Genomic DNA, 15,476 nt, shown 5'->3' with positions numbered 1-15,476 from the left:
CGCTGCGCGGGGAGGCCGGGACGGGCTCAGTCGTCCGTCCCCTCCTCGCGGAACCAGGCGATGGTGCGCCGCAGGCCCTCCTCGGCGCGCACCTGCGGCTCCCAGCCGAGCTTGTCGCGGGCCAGGGTGATGTCCGGGCAGCGCACGGCGGGGTCGTCCACGGGGCGTTCGATGAAGCGGATGTCCGAGGGGGACCCGGCGAGTTCGACGACCAGGCGGGCCAGGTCGAGCATGGTGATCTCGGCCGGGTTGCCGATGTTGACCGGTCCCCGCATGCCGTGGGCGGCCGCGGCGAGGATGCCGCGGACGGTGTCGTCGATGTAGCACAGCGACCGGGTCTGACGGCCGTCGCCGGTGACGGTGAGGGGTTCGCCGTCCAGGGCCTGCCGGACGAAGGTCGGCACCGCGCGTCCGTCGTGGCCCCGCATCCGCGGGCCGTAGGTGTTGAACAGCCGCACGATGCAGGTGTCGGTGCCGTGGGTCTCGGCGTGGGCGGTGGTCAGCGCCTCGCCGAAGCGTTTGGCCTCGTCGTAGACGCTGCGCGGTCCGACGGGGTTGACGTTGCCCCAGTAGCGCTCGTCCTGGGGGTTCTGCTGCGGGTCGCCGTAGACCTCGGAGGTGGAGGCCAGGACGAAGCGGGCGCGGGCGGAGTGCGCCAGTTCCAGGGCGTTGCGGGTGCCGAGGCTGCCCGCCTCCATGGTGTGCAGCGGCAGGCGCAGGTAGTCCGCCGGGGAGGCCGGGGAGGCGAAGTGCAGGACGAGGTCCGGCGGGCGCTTGATGCGCAGCGGCTCGGCGACGTTGGCCTGCACGAGCGTGAAGCCGGGGCGTTCCAGGAGCGGCGCGATGTTCTCCGGCCGTCCCGTGCTGAAGTCGTCCACGCATGTGACGGCCGCGCCCGCGTCCAGCAGGGCGGCGCACAGGTGGGAGCCGACGAACCCGGCACCGCCGGTGACGACGGCGTGTTCCCAGCTCCGTGAGAAGTCGGTGGTCATGTCGGTCTCTCCTCCGTCAGCGGCGTCACGGCACGGCGCGACGGTGGGGAAACCCCGGGCCGCCGAAGCTGGCCGGAGGCCGTCGAGCCCACGCTCAGGGTCCGCCGACGGGGAAGGCGGGGCACGGTCGCTTACGGCAAACCGGTGAGTCACGCTGGGTGAGGGAGGCGTGAGGGAGGGGGCGCGGCGGAGCGTCCGCGCAGGTGGAGGGCCCGGCGCAGCGCCCGGGACGCCGCGTCAGGCGATCAGGGTGCGGCCCGGGCTGAGACGGTCGAGCAGCTGGTGGCGGTGCAGGTCCGCGACGGGGGCGAGCAGGTCCGGGTGGCGCAGGAGCGCCGCGGCGCTCCGGTCGCCGTCGTCGGGCGCCACGAGCCGGCGGAACCCGGCCGGCGAGCAGGTGCCGTGAGCGCCGTCGGCGAGTGCGGCCACGGCCCGGGCGGCCAGCCCGGGGTCGCCGAGCAGACTCGCCGCCCAGCTGGCCACGACCTCGTCGACCCACGTACGCCAGGCGTGCGGGTCCCCGTCGTCGCCCGGGTCCCCGTCGTGTCCCCCGTCGCCCGGGTCCGGGCCGGCGCCGGTGACCCAGTCGAGCCGCGCGGAGCCCCCGGGGCCCACGATGCCGAGCAGGGCGGCGTCCGTCGCCGTCGGATACCTCAGCCACGCCGCGACGGTCACCGCCTGCCGGGCCTGCACCTCGCACAGGGCGGAGGCCAGCGCACCGCCGGCGGCGGGGAAGGCGCGCGTCAGCCACTGGGCGGTGGCCGCTATGACCGGGGAGAGATCTGCTTGCACTGCCGGGCCGTCCGAGGGGAGGGGGCGGGGTCTGGTCGTAGACGGTAACCGCCGCGCCCCGGCCCCGGACGTGACGGGAACCTCGTCCGCGACGTGGCCTCGGCCACACCGCGTTTCCCCCGGGGAAGTGCGGGCCGGGAGCGCGCGGGCGTGCGCGGCAGGCGGGCGCGCGAAGCGGACGAGGCCGCACGAGTGCCCTGACAGGCGGGCGCGCGAAGCGGTCGAGGCCGCAGGGGTGCCGTGGCAGGCGGGGGCCGCAGGGGCACGCGGCAGGCAGGGACGCGCGGCTCACGGGGCCTCAGGGGCACGCGGCGGCGGGGACGCGCGGCTCGCGGGGCCGCAGGGACGCGCGGCAGACGGGGACGCAGGGGCCGCGCGGCGAGCGGGGACGCACGCTCATGGGGCCGCGCGGCAGGCGGGCCGCACGGGCAGGGAGACAGGGCCGGCGGGTGGCGGGCCGGTGTCCGGGATCGTTTCGCGGCCGAACCGGGCGGGCACCCGGGCCGTGTGCTGCGCCGAGGATCCGGACACACCGGCTCCGGACACACCGGCTCGGCCCGCCCCGCGGGGTCCGGGTCGCCGGTCCGTGTCCTGCGCTTCGACGGCTGGATCGCCGGGATCGGCACGGCGTCCGGCACCCGCGTGGTGCTCGGGCACTGGCCGAGGTCGCCGTTCGGGCCGTTCAGCGACCTGATGGTCGAGGAGGCCGACGGGCACCGCGTGCTGCTGGCACCGACGCGGGAGACGGCGGACTTCGTCGCCGCCACCTACGTCTTCGACGAGGTGCGGGTCGTACCGGTGCGGGTCCGCGTCACCGGACGCCGGGACTGGTCGGTCTCGGCCCCGCCGCTGGAGCTGCGGTTCCGCACCGGCCGCAGAAGTCTGACGGGCCTCGCGCTGCGGACCGTGCCCGGCCGGCTCGCCACCGGCCCGGGCTGGCTCGCGCTGTGGGACCGGCCGGCCCGTGTGCTGCTCGGCGCCCGCACCCACGCCGGCGCCCGGTCGGGCCGCCACCAGTGGTACGGCGCCCGGGACCTGCACCCGGTCACCTCCGCCACGGTCGTCCGCGACGGCCGCGACCTGGGCGCCCTGACGCCCGTCGAGCCCCCGGTGCGCTTCGGGGCCGGCTCGACGCCCCGCCGTCCCTGCCTGGTCCGTGTCACCACCCATGTGGCGGTGGCGCCGGACCGGCGCACGCCGGGAGCAGCGGCGTGACGGAGCCGGTGAGCCAGGGAGCCGGGGACGACACGACGTACGGGGCCGCGGCCCGGTCTACCAGAAGCGGCTGCTGAGGGCGGGCTGGTGTGCCAGTTCCACGGCGTCGCGCAGCCGCAGGGCGACGCTGATGGTGGCGCGCAGCGCGGAGGGACGTACGGTCTGGGCCGTCTCGGTGGCCAGGACCAGCAGACACGCCGCCGCCTGCTCCACCACCGTCACGGGCAGCGTGAAGTCGCTGTCGGCGGCCGCCCGGAACGCCTTCAGGGGGACGGCGGCCCCGTCGATGGACCGGTGCGCGGCCTGCTCCAGGTGCTCCGCGGCCTGTTCGCACACCGGGGCGGGCAGGGCGATCGTGCGCTGGAACGGTGAAGTCGTCATGACCCGACTGCTCCCCCCGCGGGCTCCCGTTCTGTCGGCGCGGGGCGGGATTTCACCGTCCCGCGTGACGCCCGGGCCGGGCCGCGCGGGCACCTGGTCGTAGCCTGAGGGACGGTCAGGCCCGCGGGAGAGGGAGGACGCATGACCGCCTGTTCCGAAGTCGCGGCCCGGTTCACCGGGCGGACGGTCACCGGGGAGAGGGCCCTGTCCGGCACTCTCTCCGAGGTCACGCTCGACGACGGGCGGGTCGTGGTCGTCAAGCGGTCCGGGCGGCCGGGGGCGGCGCGGGCCGAGGCGGCGGGGCTGCGGTGGCTGACCGAGGCCGGGACCGTGCGGGTGCCGGTCGTCCACGGGCACGACGAGGGCAGGCTGGTGCTCGACCGGGTCCCGGAAGGGCGGCCGGGGCGGGAGGCGGCGGAGCGGTTCGGGCGGGACCTGGCCGGGCTGCACGCCGCCGGGGCGCCCGCGTTCGGGGCGCCGCCGCCGGGCGGGCCGGCGGACGCGTACATCGGGCTCGCCCCGATGCGCAACGAGCCCGGTGCGCACTGGCCGGGCTGGTACGCCGGGCAGCGCGTGCTGCCGTATCTGCGCCGGGCGGTCGACCAGGGCACGGTGGGCGCCGGGGAGGCGACTGTCGTGGAACGGGTGTGCGAGCGGCTGCCGGAGCTGGCGGGGCCCGCCGAGCCGCCGGCCCGGCTCCACGGCGACCTGTGGAGCGGCAACGTGCTGTGGGGGGCGGACGGGGACGTCCGGCTGATCGACCCGGCCGCCCACGGCGGGCACCGCGAGACCGATCTGGCGATGCTGCGCCTGTTCGGCTGCCCCCACCTGGAGGCGGTGCTGGACGGCTACCAGCAGGTGGCGCCGCTCGCCGAGGGCTGGACGGAACGCGTCGGCGTGCACCAGCTGTTCCCGCTGCTGGTGCACGCCGTGCTGTTCGGGCGGAGCTACGCCGAGCAGGCCCTGTCCGTGGCCCGCTCGGCGCTGGCGGGGTGACCGGTCAGCGCGTCACCACGTGCCGCTCGTCGGGGACGCAGTGGGTCATGGTGAGGCCCTCCACGTCGCGCGGCTGGTTCTTGCCCAGCCTGGACAGGCGTTCGCGGTCCTCGTCCGTGAGGTCCTGGCTCGCCAGCGGCTCCAGGTCCGCCACGTCCTCCGGGGCGATGCCGAGCCCCTCGCCGACCCTGAGGCCGAGGTCGTTCTCGACCAGCAGGAAGTGCCAGACCATGCGCTCCTGGATGGCCCGGTCGCACTGCGACAGCTGGCCGACGAAGTTCTTCACCAGGTCGTCGCGCTCCCAGTCCTCCATCAGCAGGTACCGCTGACCGGCCTGCAGGTAGTCGTTGGTGCGCGGGATGCGCTTGCGGGTGAGCCGGCCGGTGATCTCGGGACCCTGCTCGTCGTGCGTGGGGTACTGGGCCTCGCGCAGGCCGCCGGTGATCGACGGCTCGTAGTTGACGTGCGGGTTCTCGCCGCCGCCGTCCTGGCGGTAGGCCATCTGGCCGTCGCGCTGGTTGGTCCGCACGTCGGCGTTCTTGGCCTGGTTGACGGGGAGCTGGAGGTAGTTCGGGCCGACCCGGTAGCGCTGGGTGTCGCTGTAGGAGAAGGTCCGGCCGACGAGCATCTTGTCGTCGGAGAAGTCCAGGCCGTCGACGAGGACGCCGGTGCCGAAGGAGATCTGCTCGTTCTCCGCGAAGAAGTCCTTCGGCATGCGGTCCAGCACCATCCGGCCCACCGGCTTCGGCGGGAAGTCCTGCTCGGGCCAGGTCTTGGTGTCGTCCAGCGGGTCGAAGTCGAGCTCGGGGTGGTCGTGGTCGTCCATCATCTGCACGAGCAGTTCCCACTCGGGGTACTCACCGCGCTCGACCGCCTCGTACAGGTCCTTGGTGGCGTGGCCGAGGGTGTCGGCCTGGACGTTGGCCGCGTCCTCCTCGGTCATGCTGCGCACGCCCTGCTTGGGCATCCAGTGGTACTTGACCAGCTTGGTCTCGCCCTCGGCGTTGACCCACTTGTAGGTGTTGACGCCGAAGCCCTGCATGTGGCGGTAGTCGGCGGGGATGCCGCGCGGGCTGAACAGGTTGACCAGCATGTGCATGGCCTCGGGCGTCTGCGACATGAAGTCGAAGATGCGGTTGGGCTTCTGCTCGAAGGTCACCGGGTCGGGCTTGAGGGCGTGGATGACGTCCGGGAACTTGATGGCGTCGCGGATGAAGAAGACACCCAGGTTGTTGCCGACCAGGTCCCAGTTGCCGTCCTCGGTGTAGAACTTCACGGCGAAACCACGCGGGTCGCGGGCGGCTTCGGAGGAGTCCCGGCCACCGATGACGGTGGAGAAGCGGACGGCCACGTCGGTGCGCTTGCCGCGCTCCTGGAAGAGCTTGGCCCGGGTGTAGCGGCTGATCGGCTCGTCGCCCCAGGTGCCGTAGGCCTCGAAGTGGCCGTAGGCGGTGACGCCGCGGGCGTGCACGACGCGCTCCGGGATGCGCTCGCGGTCGAAGTGGCTGATCTTCTCCAGGAACTGGTAGTTCTCCAGCGTGGCCGGGCCGCGGGCGCCGACGGTGCGCTGGTTCTGGTTGTCGTAGACCGGATGGCCCTGGCGATTGGTGAGGACCTTGCGGTCGTCGCCCGGAGCGGGACCGGTACCGGATACGTCCGTCATAAGCAGGGGCTCCTTCGGCTGAAACCGGCGGCCGGCCGGCGGCGCGACGAGCGGCCGCCCGGCCGGTCATGGCGGAACGTCCGGGTACCCGGCCGGACGGGATCACTCACGCGAGCCCGCCGGGTTCCCACCGTCCGGCCCACGCGAACCACCGGCCCGGCGGGTCACCGCGGCCCCTGGCGGGCCGGTGGGGCGGGCGACCTTGATTCAGCGGGCGCCCCTGATTCAGGGGTGCTCAGGGGCGGCCCCCTCCACGGTGGACCTGATCTCGTCGAGCAGGACCCGGTGGTTCTCCCCGTACGCGGTCACCGCCGCGTACACCGCGCCGGCGGCCGCCCGCAGCGGGTCGGGCCCGGCGGCCGCCGGCACGGCGGGCAGCGCCATGTGCGGCTGGGACATGCGCAGGGACGGGTCGAGTCTCTCGAATGAGCCCCATGTGACGATCAGGGCGTCGGACGCAGCGCTCGCGGCCGGCACACCGCTCCCCTCGTGGCCCGGCTCCGGCGAGGAGCTCGACGCACGGGCGAAGGCCCCGGCCGGGCCCACGATGGCCGTTTCCGCCCGCCGGGGGCATGACGTGAAGTCGCCCGGGACCGCGGACGGCGACTCGAAGGGCGGCCGTTCCGGCGGGACGGCCCTGCCGACGGTCCGGTCCGGGACGCGAGGGTCGCGGGCCAGGGCCTCCCACATGCGGGCGTCGTCGTCGAACGGCGGGGGCAGCTCGCCGCCCTGGGCCAGGGCCGTCAGCCCGTCGGCCACCCAGTCGAGACCGTCCAGCCCGGCCGCCTCGCACGCCCGTCGGGCCGCGAGCACGGCCACCGCACGCTGGACGGCGGGACCCGCGGCGTCGATGGCCAGGAGGAGCGCGGGGTCGAAGTCGCGCAGGCCGCGGACGTCGCCTTCGGCCTCACGCAGGGCCGGGGTCGGCGTGTGCCCACCCCACTGCCACCGTTCGAAGGCGAGCCGGCTCTCCCGTTCGGCCTTCTCCCGGGCGAGCCGCTCCCGGCGTTCGGCCTCGGCGCGTTCGGCCGGCGTGGGCGGAGGCGGCTGCTCGCGGGCGAAGGAATGCCAGTGGGCGGCGACGGCAGAGGTCTGCTTCAGGACACGGTCCGGCCCGGGCGGGGCCGGCCAGAACAGGAGCAGGTAGCGGTCCAGCTGCGGTACCTCGTCCGGCCGGGTGTCCTGCTGGTGCGCCCGGTCCATGCCCTGGGCGCAGTACCGCACCCGGTAGTCCCGCTCCTCCAGGCCGAGCGGCCAGGCGGCCTCCCCCGCCCACTGCACCAGCCTGCTGTCCGCCGAGACGGGCCGGAAGGACACCTCCACGACGTCCTCCCAGACAGCGTCGAGCGGCGGGGCCTGTTCGTGGACCTCGACGGTGAAGCCGACGTCCCCGGTGTGCAGCCCGGTCTGCAGCCACAGCGCGCCCGGGACGGCCGCCCCGCACAGCCCCGCGGACTGGCCGGCGAACGCCTCCAGGAAGTCCGGCCCGAAGGACTCGGGGTCGCTCTCGACGTAGATCTGGCCGTAATGCACGAACGCTTCTCCCACGACCGGCCTGCGCACGATCGCCCCCTTCCGCTCCGCCGGATGCCATGGTGACGACTCCATGACGTCCGGCATCGTGGCACCCGCCACTGACAACCGGGCCGTGAGGACAGGGAGGACCAGGCGTGCGGCACGTCTACTGGATCGGGGGCGGCAGCGGCGCGGGCAAGTCGACGGTCGCCCGGCGCCTCGCCGACCGGCACGGCTGGCGGCTCTACTCGACCGACGACGCCATGGCGGACCACGCGCGCCGGAGCACCGCCGAGGAGGCTCCGCTGCTGCACGCGTTCCTGGCCATGGACATGGACGAGCGGTGGGTGCGCCGCTCCCCCGAGGTCATGCTGGAGACGTTCCACTGGTTCGCCGGTGAGGGATTCGGCCTGATCGTCGAGGACCTGCTGCGCATGCCGCGCGAGCCGTGCGTCCTCGTCGAGGGGTTCCGGCTGCTGCCGCACCTGGTGGAGCCGCTGCTCCCGGGGCCGGGACACGCGGTCTGGCTGCTTCCCACGCCTCGGTTCCGCCGGGCCGCGTTCCGGAGCCGGGCGGTGCCCGGGGGGAGCTTCACCGAGCGGACCAGTGATCCGGCACGGGCCGGGCACAACCTCGCCGTACGGGACGATCTCTTCACGGCGCGGCTGCGGGAGGAGACCGCGCGGCTGGGGCTGCCTTCCCTCGCCGTCGACGGCACGCTGACGGTGGAGCGGCTCACCGAGCGGGTCGGTGGGGTGTTCGGTCTGTGACGGCGTACAACCCCCGCCGGGCGTGACGTGTCTTCTCCACCGTGGTGAACACATCACTCCGACAGACTCGTTCCAACGGGGGGAACACATGAGCCTGAACCGCAACCGCACGCGCCGCGCCGCGACCGCGGCCCTGACCGTCGCGATGGCCGCCGCCCTGGGCGCCGCCGGTGCCGGGGCGTCGAGCGCCGGCACCACCGCGCCCCAGACGCGGCAGATCGCCTCGTCCACCCTGGGGTCCGACTACCGGATCACGCTGACCGCGCTGCGTTCCACGGAGGACGAGTACGCCGCCTCCGTGCGCCTGCAGGTCTACACGCAGTCCGGCGGCGCCTGGAAGGAGTCCGACCGGGTCACCGTGGGCGACGTGGACGGCTGGTTCTGGTACCCGCTCACCGGCAAGGGTGCCGTCTGCGAGTTCTCCGCGGCGAGCACCGAGCCCGCTCCGCTGACGGTGAGCCTGCTGCTCACGCCGTCCCTGGGCTGCTCGGAGCCCGCGCACTACGTGGTGAGGGACGGCAGGGTGTACGCGGGCTGAACCGTCCCGGCATGCCGACGGCCCGGGCCCCGCCGGGGTCCGGGCCGTCCGTGCGCGCGCTCTCAGCCCTCGCTGAGGCGGGCGCGCAGCAGGTTCTTGCCCAGTTCGGCGCCCTTGCGGCTGTCCGCCTGGGCCTTGCGGAACAGATCCGCGACCTCGGTGTCCTTGGCGCGCTCCGCGTCCTGGATGTAACCCTCCAGGCGAAGGGCGTTGCTCAGGCACGCCTCGACGTACCAGATCAGGTTGTAGTCCTTGTCCTGCGTGCCGGTGGCGCCGCCGGTCTCCGTCTCGCTGCTCATTCGGACCTCCTTCTCTGTGGAGCGGACCTCTTCGGGCGCCGGACGGGTACCCGGCCTCCGGCGGGGCACACGGCCCGGGGTCGTCACATGCGGTGGTTTTCCGGTCACGTGCGAGCGGACGGATCTCCGCACGCCGCCAACTCGCCTGACGCGCACGGCGATTCCGGCACCCACCCCGGATGCGGGCGGTCACCGGTCACGTGCGGAGAGAAGTCGCCGTCCATCGTGCGAGGCCGGCCGAGGGCGCCGGGGCGGCCGGGCGCCGGGCAGGGCGCGGGAGCGCGACCGGTCCCCCGTTCCGGTCGTGCCCCCGCGATGTCCTGAACCTACGTCCAGGGTCGCGGGCTTGTGAACCGCGTCGATGCCCGCTGCGCGCTCACCAGGGCTCACCCGTGCACAGCCGAGTCCGGATGACCCTGGTTCGTCCCCCGGAGGACGGCCGGCCGTTTGTCCCGGAGGCGAACCCGTCACCGGCGGGGCCGCAGCACCGGCAGGCCGAGGTCGCCCACGGCGAGGTGGGCCAGCACGACTTCGTACAGGTCACCGCCGGTGGCCAGCAGCTGGCGCTCCAGGAGGGGTTCGGCGCTACGGACGTGTTCGCGCACGGTCTGGGCGTGCACGCCCAGGCTCTGCGCGGCCCGCTCGGCGTTGCCGCCGGCGGCGATCCAGGCCCGCAGCGTCCGGCGGGGGTTCCTGGCGTCCGCGTCCAGGCGGCCCAGCAGTCCCTCGGCCCAGGTGCGCAGGGCGGGCCCGGACAGCAGGTCGGCGAGGTCCGGGCCCGGGTCGCGGGTGTCGCTCGGGGCCGGGGCGTCGGCGAGACCGACCTGGGTGTTGAGCGCGAGCTGGACCACGGCCCGGACGGTGAGGTCGGTGAAGTCGGTGCCGAGCAGGCTTTCGACGCGTTCCATGCGGGCGCGGACGGTGTTGCGGCTGACGCCGAGGACCTTGGCGGTGGCGACGGCGGTGAACTCCAGACCGAGGCGGGTGGTGGCCAGCAGTTCGGCGCGGGTGTGGTGCGGCAGGGTGTCCAGCGGACGCAGCAGGCGGGCCGTCCAGGCGCGCAGCGCCGCCGGGTCCATCAGGCGTTCGGGGTGTGTGCGCTCGGCGTAGACGGCCGTCTTGTCGGGCCGGTGGTGCGCGACGGCGAGGGCGCTGACGGCCTGCCCGTAGGCGGTGGCGGTCCGGGCCAGGCTCTGCCGGACGCTGCCGCCGAGGTAGGTGTCCCGGTGCCGCCCGACGAGGGACTTCAGGGCGTCGCCGGTGGTCTCCCGGGGACTGACGACGATCACGTGCCCGTCCATGGCCGGGCAGCGCACCACCAGGGCGTCGTCCCTGGTGCGGTCGAGGCAGTCCGCGATGATGCGGTCCCGGGCGGCGGGGTCGGACTCGACGACGTACACGCAGGCGGTCTCGGTGTCGAGGAGTCCGGGCCAGAGTCCGGCGGCGACGCGGCGGGCGGCGATGGTGTCCTCGACCATCAGCAGCTGCAGGATGGCCAGGCGCAGGTCGGAGGTGGCGCGCCGGAGCCGGTGCCCGGCCTCGGTCGACTCGCGGGCGGTCAGCAGCAGTTCGATGACCTGTGCGGTGTGTGTGACGACGTCGAAGGCCCGCCGGTCGAACGGGGCGGGCCGGGAGACGGCCAGGACGCAGGTGTCGTAGGGGTGTTCCACCCGGACCAGGCGCAGGTGGTGCTCCCGGCTCTCCCACGCGGCGGAGGCGATGCGGCCGGCGGTGATGTCCGCGACGAGGTCCTCGTCCAGGTCCAGCCGGGTTCCGGCGACGAGGTTCCCGCCGGCGTCCTGCAGGGCCACCATCCCGTCGACGGCGCGGGCGAGCCAGGCGACGACCCTGCGGATGTCGCGGCCGGCCGGACGCAGGTGTTCCAGCAGTTCCCGCGCCCACGCCGGGCTCGCCTCGGCCCGCGTCCACCGCTGCCGGTTCCCGTCCTCTCGGCCACCCACCTGGGCCTTCCTCCCTGTTCGCACCGCCTTCGGCGCACCGGTCGGGGACGTTACCCCAGCCCTTGCGCGGCAGCCGCCCCCGGTCCCGGCGCCCGGCCCTGCGTCATCGCCCCGCCCGGGCGGCATAAGCTCGGCGGATGGCGAAGTACTACGACGTGCACCCCGACAACCCCCAGCCGCGCACCATCGGCCAGATCGCCGACAGCATCCGCGCGGACGCCCTTGTCGCCTACCCCACGGACTCCTGTTACGCACTGGGCTGCCGCCTGGGCAGCCGGGACGGCATCGACCGGATCCGCACGATCCGCAAGCTGGACGACCGGCACCACTTCACCCTGGTGTGCCAGGACTTCGCGCAGCTCGGCCAGTTCGTGCGCATCGACAACGACGTGTTCCGCGCGATCAAGGCGTCGACGCCCGGCAGTTACACGTTCATCCTGCCGGCGACGCGGGAGGTGCCGCGCATGCTGCAGCACCCCAAGAAGAAGACGGTCGGGGTGCGCATCCCCGACCACGTGGTCACGCAGGCCCTGCTCGCGGAGCTGGGCGAGCCGCTGCTGTCCAGCACCCTGCTGCTGCCCGGCGAGGACGAGCCGATGACCCAGGGCTGGCAGATCAAGGACGAGCTGGACCACGTCCTGGACGCGGTGGTCGACTCCGGTGAGTGCGGCACCGAGCCCACGACGGTCATCGACTTCTCCGGCGGGGAGGCCGAGATCGTCCGGCGGGGCGCGGGCGACACGTCACGGTTCGAGTAAAGGGCGCCCCAAGGGCCGTTCACGGTGGGGCCACGGGGCCGGGGGCGGGGGCGGTGCCCCGCGACGGCCGTGCCACGATGACCATGATCCGCCCGGTGACGCGGACGGGTTCCTGGCCCCGACCCCCGCAGGAAGGCAGCCCAGCCATGACCGCCGTACAGGGAACCACCGTCGACATCCCCACCGGGGACGGCACCGCCGACGCCTATCTGGCCCATCCGGCGGACGGGACCGCCCGTCCGGCGGTCCTGTTCTTCATGGACGCCTTCGGTCTGCGTCCGCGGCTGCGGTCTATGGCGGACCGGCTGGCCGGCGAGGGCTACACCGTGCTGGTGCCCAACGTCTTCCACCGGGCCGGACGCGCCCCGCTGTTCGACCTGCCCGACTTCATCGACCCGGGGGCGCGTCCGGAGCTCTTCGAACGGATCACGCCGGTCATGCGGGCCCTGACGAACGATGTGGCGATGCGGGACGCCGGCGCGTATCTGCGCTGGCTGGCCGAGTCGCCCCTGGCGGTCGACGGCCCGGTGGCGCTGACCGGCTACTGCATGGGAGCTCGGCTGTCGTTGCTCACCGCCGGCACCTATCCGGAGCGGGTCGCGGCCGCGGCCGGCTTCCACGGCGCGCGGCTGGCGACGGACACGCCGGACAGCCCCCACCTGGTGGCCGGTGCCGTCACGGCCGAGCTGTACTTCGGCCACGCCGACCAGGACCCGTCCCTGCCGCCGGAGCAGATCGACCGCCTGGAGGAGGCCCTGACCGCGGCGGGCGTCCGGCACCGCTGCGAGGTGTACACCGGCGCGCCCCACGGGTTCACGCAGGCCGACACGGCGGCGTACCACGAGGAGGGCGACCGGCGGCACTGGGCGGCGCTGCTGGACCTGCTCAAGCGCACCTTCTGACCTCGTTCGCCGTCTTTGGGCCCGGCGGGCGGTGAGGACCCGCCCGCCGTGCAGGCACGGTCCGGTTGTTACGGTGCACCGGTGCCCGACTCCTCACGCGACACCCCGGAGGGCGCCGGCTGGGGCGCTGCCGAACGCGGCGCGTACCAGCGGCTGATGCCGCCGCGGACCGAGAAGATCTCCTGGCTGGATCCCCGGATGCTGTGGGCGGCCCGCAACGGTGTGCTGGCCTCCTGGTTGGGGGATCCCACCGGCCGGACCCGGGCCCGCTGGGTGGCGCAGCGCGAGGCCGCCGGCGCGCCGGCCGGCAAGGTCGTCCGCCGCGACGACCCGGACCGGTTCTCGTTCCTGGTCATCGGCGACACCGGCGAGGGCGACGATCCCCAGTACGCCGTCGTGCCGGGCCTGCTGACGGCGGGTCAGGACACGAGCTTCGCGGTGCTGGCCAGTGACGTGATCTATCCGGTGGGCAGCGCGGACGACTACGGCGACAAGTTCTTCCGCCCGTACCGCGACTACCGGGCGCCCGTGTACGCGATACCCGGCAACCACGACTGGTACGAGGACCTGGGCGGCTTCATGCGCGTCTTCTGCGGCGACGCCCCGCCCCTGCCGCCCGAGCCGCGGCCCCGGCCGCTGACCCGGGCGTGGCTGCGGTCCCTGCTGTGGCACCGGCCGCGCCCGGACGACGGACGGCATCTCGCCGCGGCGCGGGCGCTGCGGTCCGACCCCGCGCAGCAGGCCGTCCAGCCGGGCCCGTACTGGGCGATCGACGCCGGGCCGGTGCGGATCGTCGGCATCGACACCGGCCTGCTCGGCACCCTCGACGCCGAGCAGGGCGCCTGGCTGCGCGAGGTCTCCGCGGGGCCACGCCCGAAGATCCTGGTCACCGGTTCGCCCCTGTACGTGGACGGCCGGCACGAGCCGTGCCCGATCGAGGGCGGCGGCACCGTCGACGGCATCGTCCGCGACCCGGCGCACCACTACGTGGCGGCGATCGGCGGCGACATCCACAACTACCAGCGCTATCCCGTCCGGCTGGACGACGGGCGCACGCTCCAGTACGTCGTCGCGGGCGGCGGCGGGGCGTTCATGCACGCCACCCACACCATCCCGCGCGTCGATGTCGCCGGCGTCACCGAGGACGACTTCCCCTGCTATCCGCTGCGCGGCGACTCCCTCGCCTTCTACAGCCGTCTCTACGGCCGCCGGCTGCGGCTGCGCCGCTTCTTCACGCTCACCGAGGCGGAGGCGACGGCCGTGATCGCCGAGCGGCTCGGCATCCGGCCCGCGCGCGCTCCGGGCACACCGGTCCGCGTCACCCGGCGGGCCCGGCTGGTCGCGGCGCTGCTCGGCACCGGCAGCCGTCCCGGCAGGGTGCGGCGGTTGCGGCTGCCCGTGCGCAAGATCTACACGTCGGTGTTCTCGCCGGGTTCGGCCACGTACAGCCCGCCCTTCTTCAAGTGCTTCCTGCGGCTGGACGTCTCACCCGAGTCGGTCCGGCTGCGCTGCTACGCGGCCACCGGCAACCGGCCCCAGGAGATCGACCCGCCGGTCGAGGACGAGGTGACGATCCCGCTGCGCTGACAGGCGGGAACAGCCCGGACCGCCACCGGGTTGGCACAGCCATAGGCCATTGAAGCTTCAATGATGGAGGGCTCGTGCCACCGACTCCACGACCGCTGCGCAAGCTGGGTTTCCTCACCATCGGGCTGTTCGACGAGGCGGATCCGCGCCGGGGACACGAGTCCACGCTGGAGATCGTCGAGCTGGGCGAGCGACTCGGCTTCGACAGCGCGTGGGTGCGCCACCGCCACCTCCAGTACGGCATCTCCTCCCCCGTCGCCGTCCTGGCCGCGGCGACGCAGCGCACCCGCCGCATCGAGCTGGGCACGGCGGTCATCCCCCTCGGCTGGGAGAACCCGCTGCGGCTTGCGGAGGACCTGGCCACCGTCGACCTGCTGTCCGGCGGCCGTCTCAACCCGGGCGTGAGCGTGGGCCCGCCGATGCACTTCGAGCAGGTCAAGGGCGCCCTCTATCCGGACACGGCCGACGCCGAGGACTTCGGTTACAGGCGGGTGGAACGGCTGCTGGACTTCGTGCGGGGCGAGCCGGCGACGGACTTCAGCGGCGTGGAGGGTTTCGAGACCTTCTCGGACCGGGTGCAGCCGCACTCCCCGGGCCTCGGCCGCCGCCTCTGGTACGGAGGCGGCAGCCTGCGCTCGGCCCGGTGGGCGGGCGAGCACGGCATGAACCTCCTCACCAGCAGCGTCGTGAAGGCGGAGGAGCCCGAGGGGCCCTACGACTTCGCGGAGATCCAGGCGGCCCAGATCCGCGCCTTCCGGGCCGCTCACCCCGACGGCGAGGCCGCCCGGGTCTCGCAGGGCCTGGTCGTGATCCCGACGGACTCCGCCTCGCCCGGGCAGCGGGCCCGGTACGAGGAGTGCGCCGCGCGGCGCACCCCGCGCACCGCCGAGCCGCAGGGCCCGGCGCGCCTGTTGTTCGCGCCGGACCTGGTGGGCACCTCGGCGGAGATCGCCGAGCGGCTGCGCGCGCACGCCGGGTTCCGTGAGGTGGACGAGGTGGCGTTCGCGCTGCCGTTCACCTTCGCGCACGAGGACTACGTGCAGATCCTCACCGACATGGCGACGAAGCTGGGCCCGGCGCTGGGCTGGCGGCCCGCCGCCTGACGCG

Annotated in this window: 15 protein-coding genes; 8 read left to right on the top strand and 7 right to left on the bottom strand. The window is 74.2% G+C overall.

What is annotated here, in order from left to right; genetic code table 11:
• Positions 1-26 precede the first annotated feature (26 nt).
• On the bottom strand, positions 27-992 hold the full coding sequence (locus ACF07N_RS03340) for an NAD-dependent epimerase/dehydratase family protein (protein WP_383335775.1): 966 nt from the start codon (positions 990-992) through the stop codon (positions 27-29).
• A gap of 237 nt (positions 993-1,229) precedes the next feature.
• Positions 1,230-1,784, bottom strand: a complete 555-nt coding sequence (locus ACF07N_RS03335) for a hypothetical protein (RefSeq protein WP_392107707.1) — start codon at positions 1,782-1,784, stop codon at positions 1,230-1,232.
• Positions 1,785-2,375: 591 nt separating this feature from the next.
• Here ACF07N_RS03335 and ACF07N_RS03330 point away from each other — a divergent pair.
• Positions 2,376-2,999, top strand: a complete 624-nt coding sequence (locus ACF07N_RS03330; protein ID WP_392108769.1) for a hypothetical protein — start codon at positions 2,376-2,378, stop codon at positions 2,997-2,999.
• A 57-nt stretch (positions 3,000-3,056) separates the two neighbouring features.
• On the opposite strand, the gene ACF07N_RS03325 is transcribed toward ACF07N_RS03330, so the two are convergent.
• Entirely contained in the window at positions 3,057-3,380 is a 324-nt protein-coding gene (locus ACF07N_RS03325; protein ID WP_383335773.1) for a hypothetical protein, read from the bottom strand.
• 141 nt (positions 3,381-3,521) lie between these two features.
• Between ACF07N_RS03325 and ACF07N_RS03320 the strand changes: the two genes are divergently transcribed.
• Positions 3,522-4,376 (top strand): fructosamine kinase family protein, encoded by an 855-nt coding sequence (locus ACF07N_RS03320; RefSeq protein WP_392107704.1) that lies wholly within the window; start codon positions 3,522-3,524, stop codon positions 4,374-4,376.
• Positions 4,377-4,380: 4 nt separating this feature from the next.
• Here ACF07N_RS03320 and ACF07N_RS03315 read toward each other — a convergent pair whose 3' ends face one another.
• Together ACF07N_RS03315 and ACF07N_RS03310 are read right to left on the bottom strand one after the other, a co-directional pair.
• The gene (locus ACF07N_RS03315) at positions 4,381-6,039 is read right to left on the bottom strand and encodes a catalase (RefSeq protein WP_392107701.1); all 1,659 of its coding nucleotides are present in this window, start codon (positions 6,037-6,039) and stop codon (positions 4,381-4,383) included.
• A gap of 225 nt (positions 6,040-6,264) precedes the next feature.
• Positions 6,265-7,647, bottom strand: a complete 1,383-nt coding sequence (locus ACF07N_RS03310) for a hypothetical protein (RefSeq protein ID WP_392107698.1) — start codon at positions 7,645-7,647, stop codon at positions 6,265-6,267.
• A gap of 62 nt (positions 7,648-7,709) precedes the next feature.
• On the opposite strand from ACF07N_RS03310, the gene ACF07N_RS03305 reads away from it, so the two are divergent.
• Both ACF07N_RS03305 and ACF07N_RS03300 read left to right on the top strand, forming a co-directional pair.
• Positions 7,710-8,324 (top strand): hypothetical protein, encoded by a 615-nt coding sequence (locus ACF07N_RS03305; protein ID WP_392107695.1) that lies wholly within the window; start codon positions 7,710-7,712, stop codon positions 8,322-8,324.
• Positions 8,325-8,412: 88 nt separating this feature from the next.
• Positions 8,413-8,862: a hypothetical protein gene (locus ACF07N_RS03300; RefSeq protein ID WP_392107692.1), complete on the top strand. Its 450-nt coding sequence runs from the start codon at positions 8,413-8,415 to the stop codon at positions 8,860-8,862.
• A gap of 62 nt (positions 8,863-8,924) precedes the next feature.
• Here ACF07N_RS03300 and ACF07N_RS03295 read toward each other — a convergent pair whose 3' ends face one another.
• Together ACF07N_RS03295 and ACF07N_RS03290 are read right to left on the bottom strand one after the other, a co-directional pair.
• A complete protein-coding gene (locus ACF07N_RS03295) occupies positions 8,925-9,161 on the bottom strand; it encodes a hypothetical protein (protein ID WP_383335767.1) in 237 nt (78 codons plus the stop codon).
• A gap of 467 nt (positions 9,162-9,628) precedes the next feature.
• Positions 9,629-11,122 (bottom strand): helix-turn-helix domain-containing protein, encoded by a 1,494-nt coding sequence (locus ACF07N_RS03290; protein WP_392107689.1) that lies wholly within the window; start codon positions 11,120-11,122, stop codon positions 9,629-9,631.
• Between the two features lie 137 nt (positions 11,123-11,259).
• Between ACF07N_RS03290 and ACF07N_RS03285 the strand changes: the two genes are divergently transcribed.
• From ACF07N_RS03285 to ACF07N_RS03270, 4 genes are all read left to right on the top strand, one after another.
• A complete protein-coding gene (locus ACF07N_RS03285) occupies positions 11,260-11,880 on the top strand; it encodes an L-threonylcarbamoyladenylate synthase (RefSeq protein WP_383335765.1) in 621 nt (206 codons plus the stop codon).
• Between the two features lie 146 nt (positions 11,881-12,026).
• Positions 12,027-12,782 carry a dienelactone hydrolase family protein gene (locus tag ACF07N_RS03280; RefSeq protein WP_392107686.1) on the top strand — a complete coding sequence of 252 codons (756 nt, stop codon included), beginning with the start codon at positions 12,027-12,029 and terminating at the stop codon, positions 12,780-12,782.
• 81 nt (positions 12,783-12,863) lie between these two features.
• Positions 12,864-14,369, top strand: a complete 1,506-nt coding sequence (locus tag ACF07N_RS03275) for a metallophosphoesterase family protein (protein ID WP_392107683.1) — start codon at positions 12,864-12,866, stop codon at positions 14,367-14,369.
• Positions 14,370-14,443: 74 nt separating this feature from the next.
• A complete protein-coding gene (locus ACF07N_RS03270) occupies positions 14,444-15,472 on the top strand; it encodes an LLM class flavin-dependent oxidoreductase (RefSeq protein ID WP_392107680.1) in 1,029 nt (342 codons plus the stop codon).
• The last annotated feature ends 4 nt before the right edge of the window (positions 15,473-15,476 follow it).

Source organism: Streptomyces sp. NPDC015242 (assembly GCF_043079125.1).
Classification (GTDB): Bacteria; Actinomycetota; Actinomycetes; order Streptomycetales; family Streptomycetaceae; genus Streptomyces.
The sequence above is the reverse complement of the archived record's forward strand: the minus strand, read 5'-3'. Positions and strand labels throughout refer to the sequence as shown.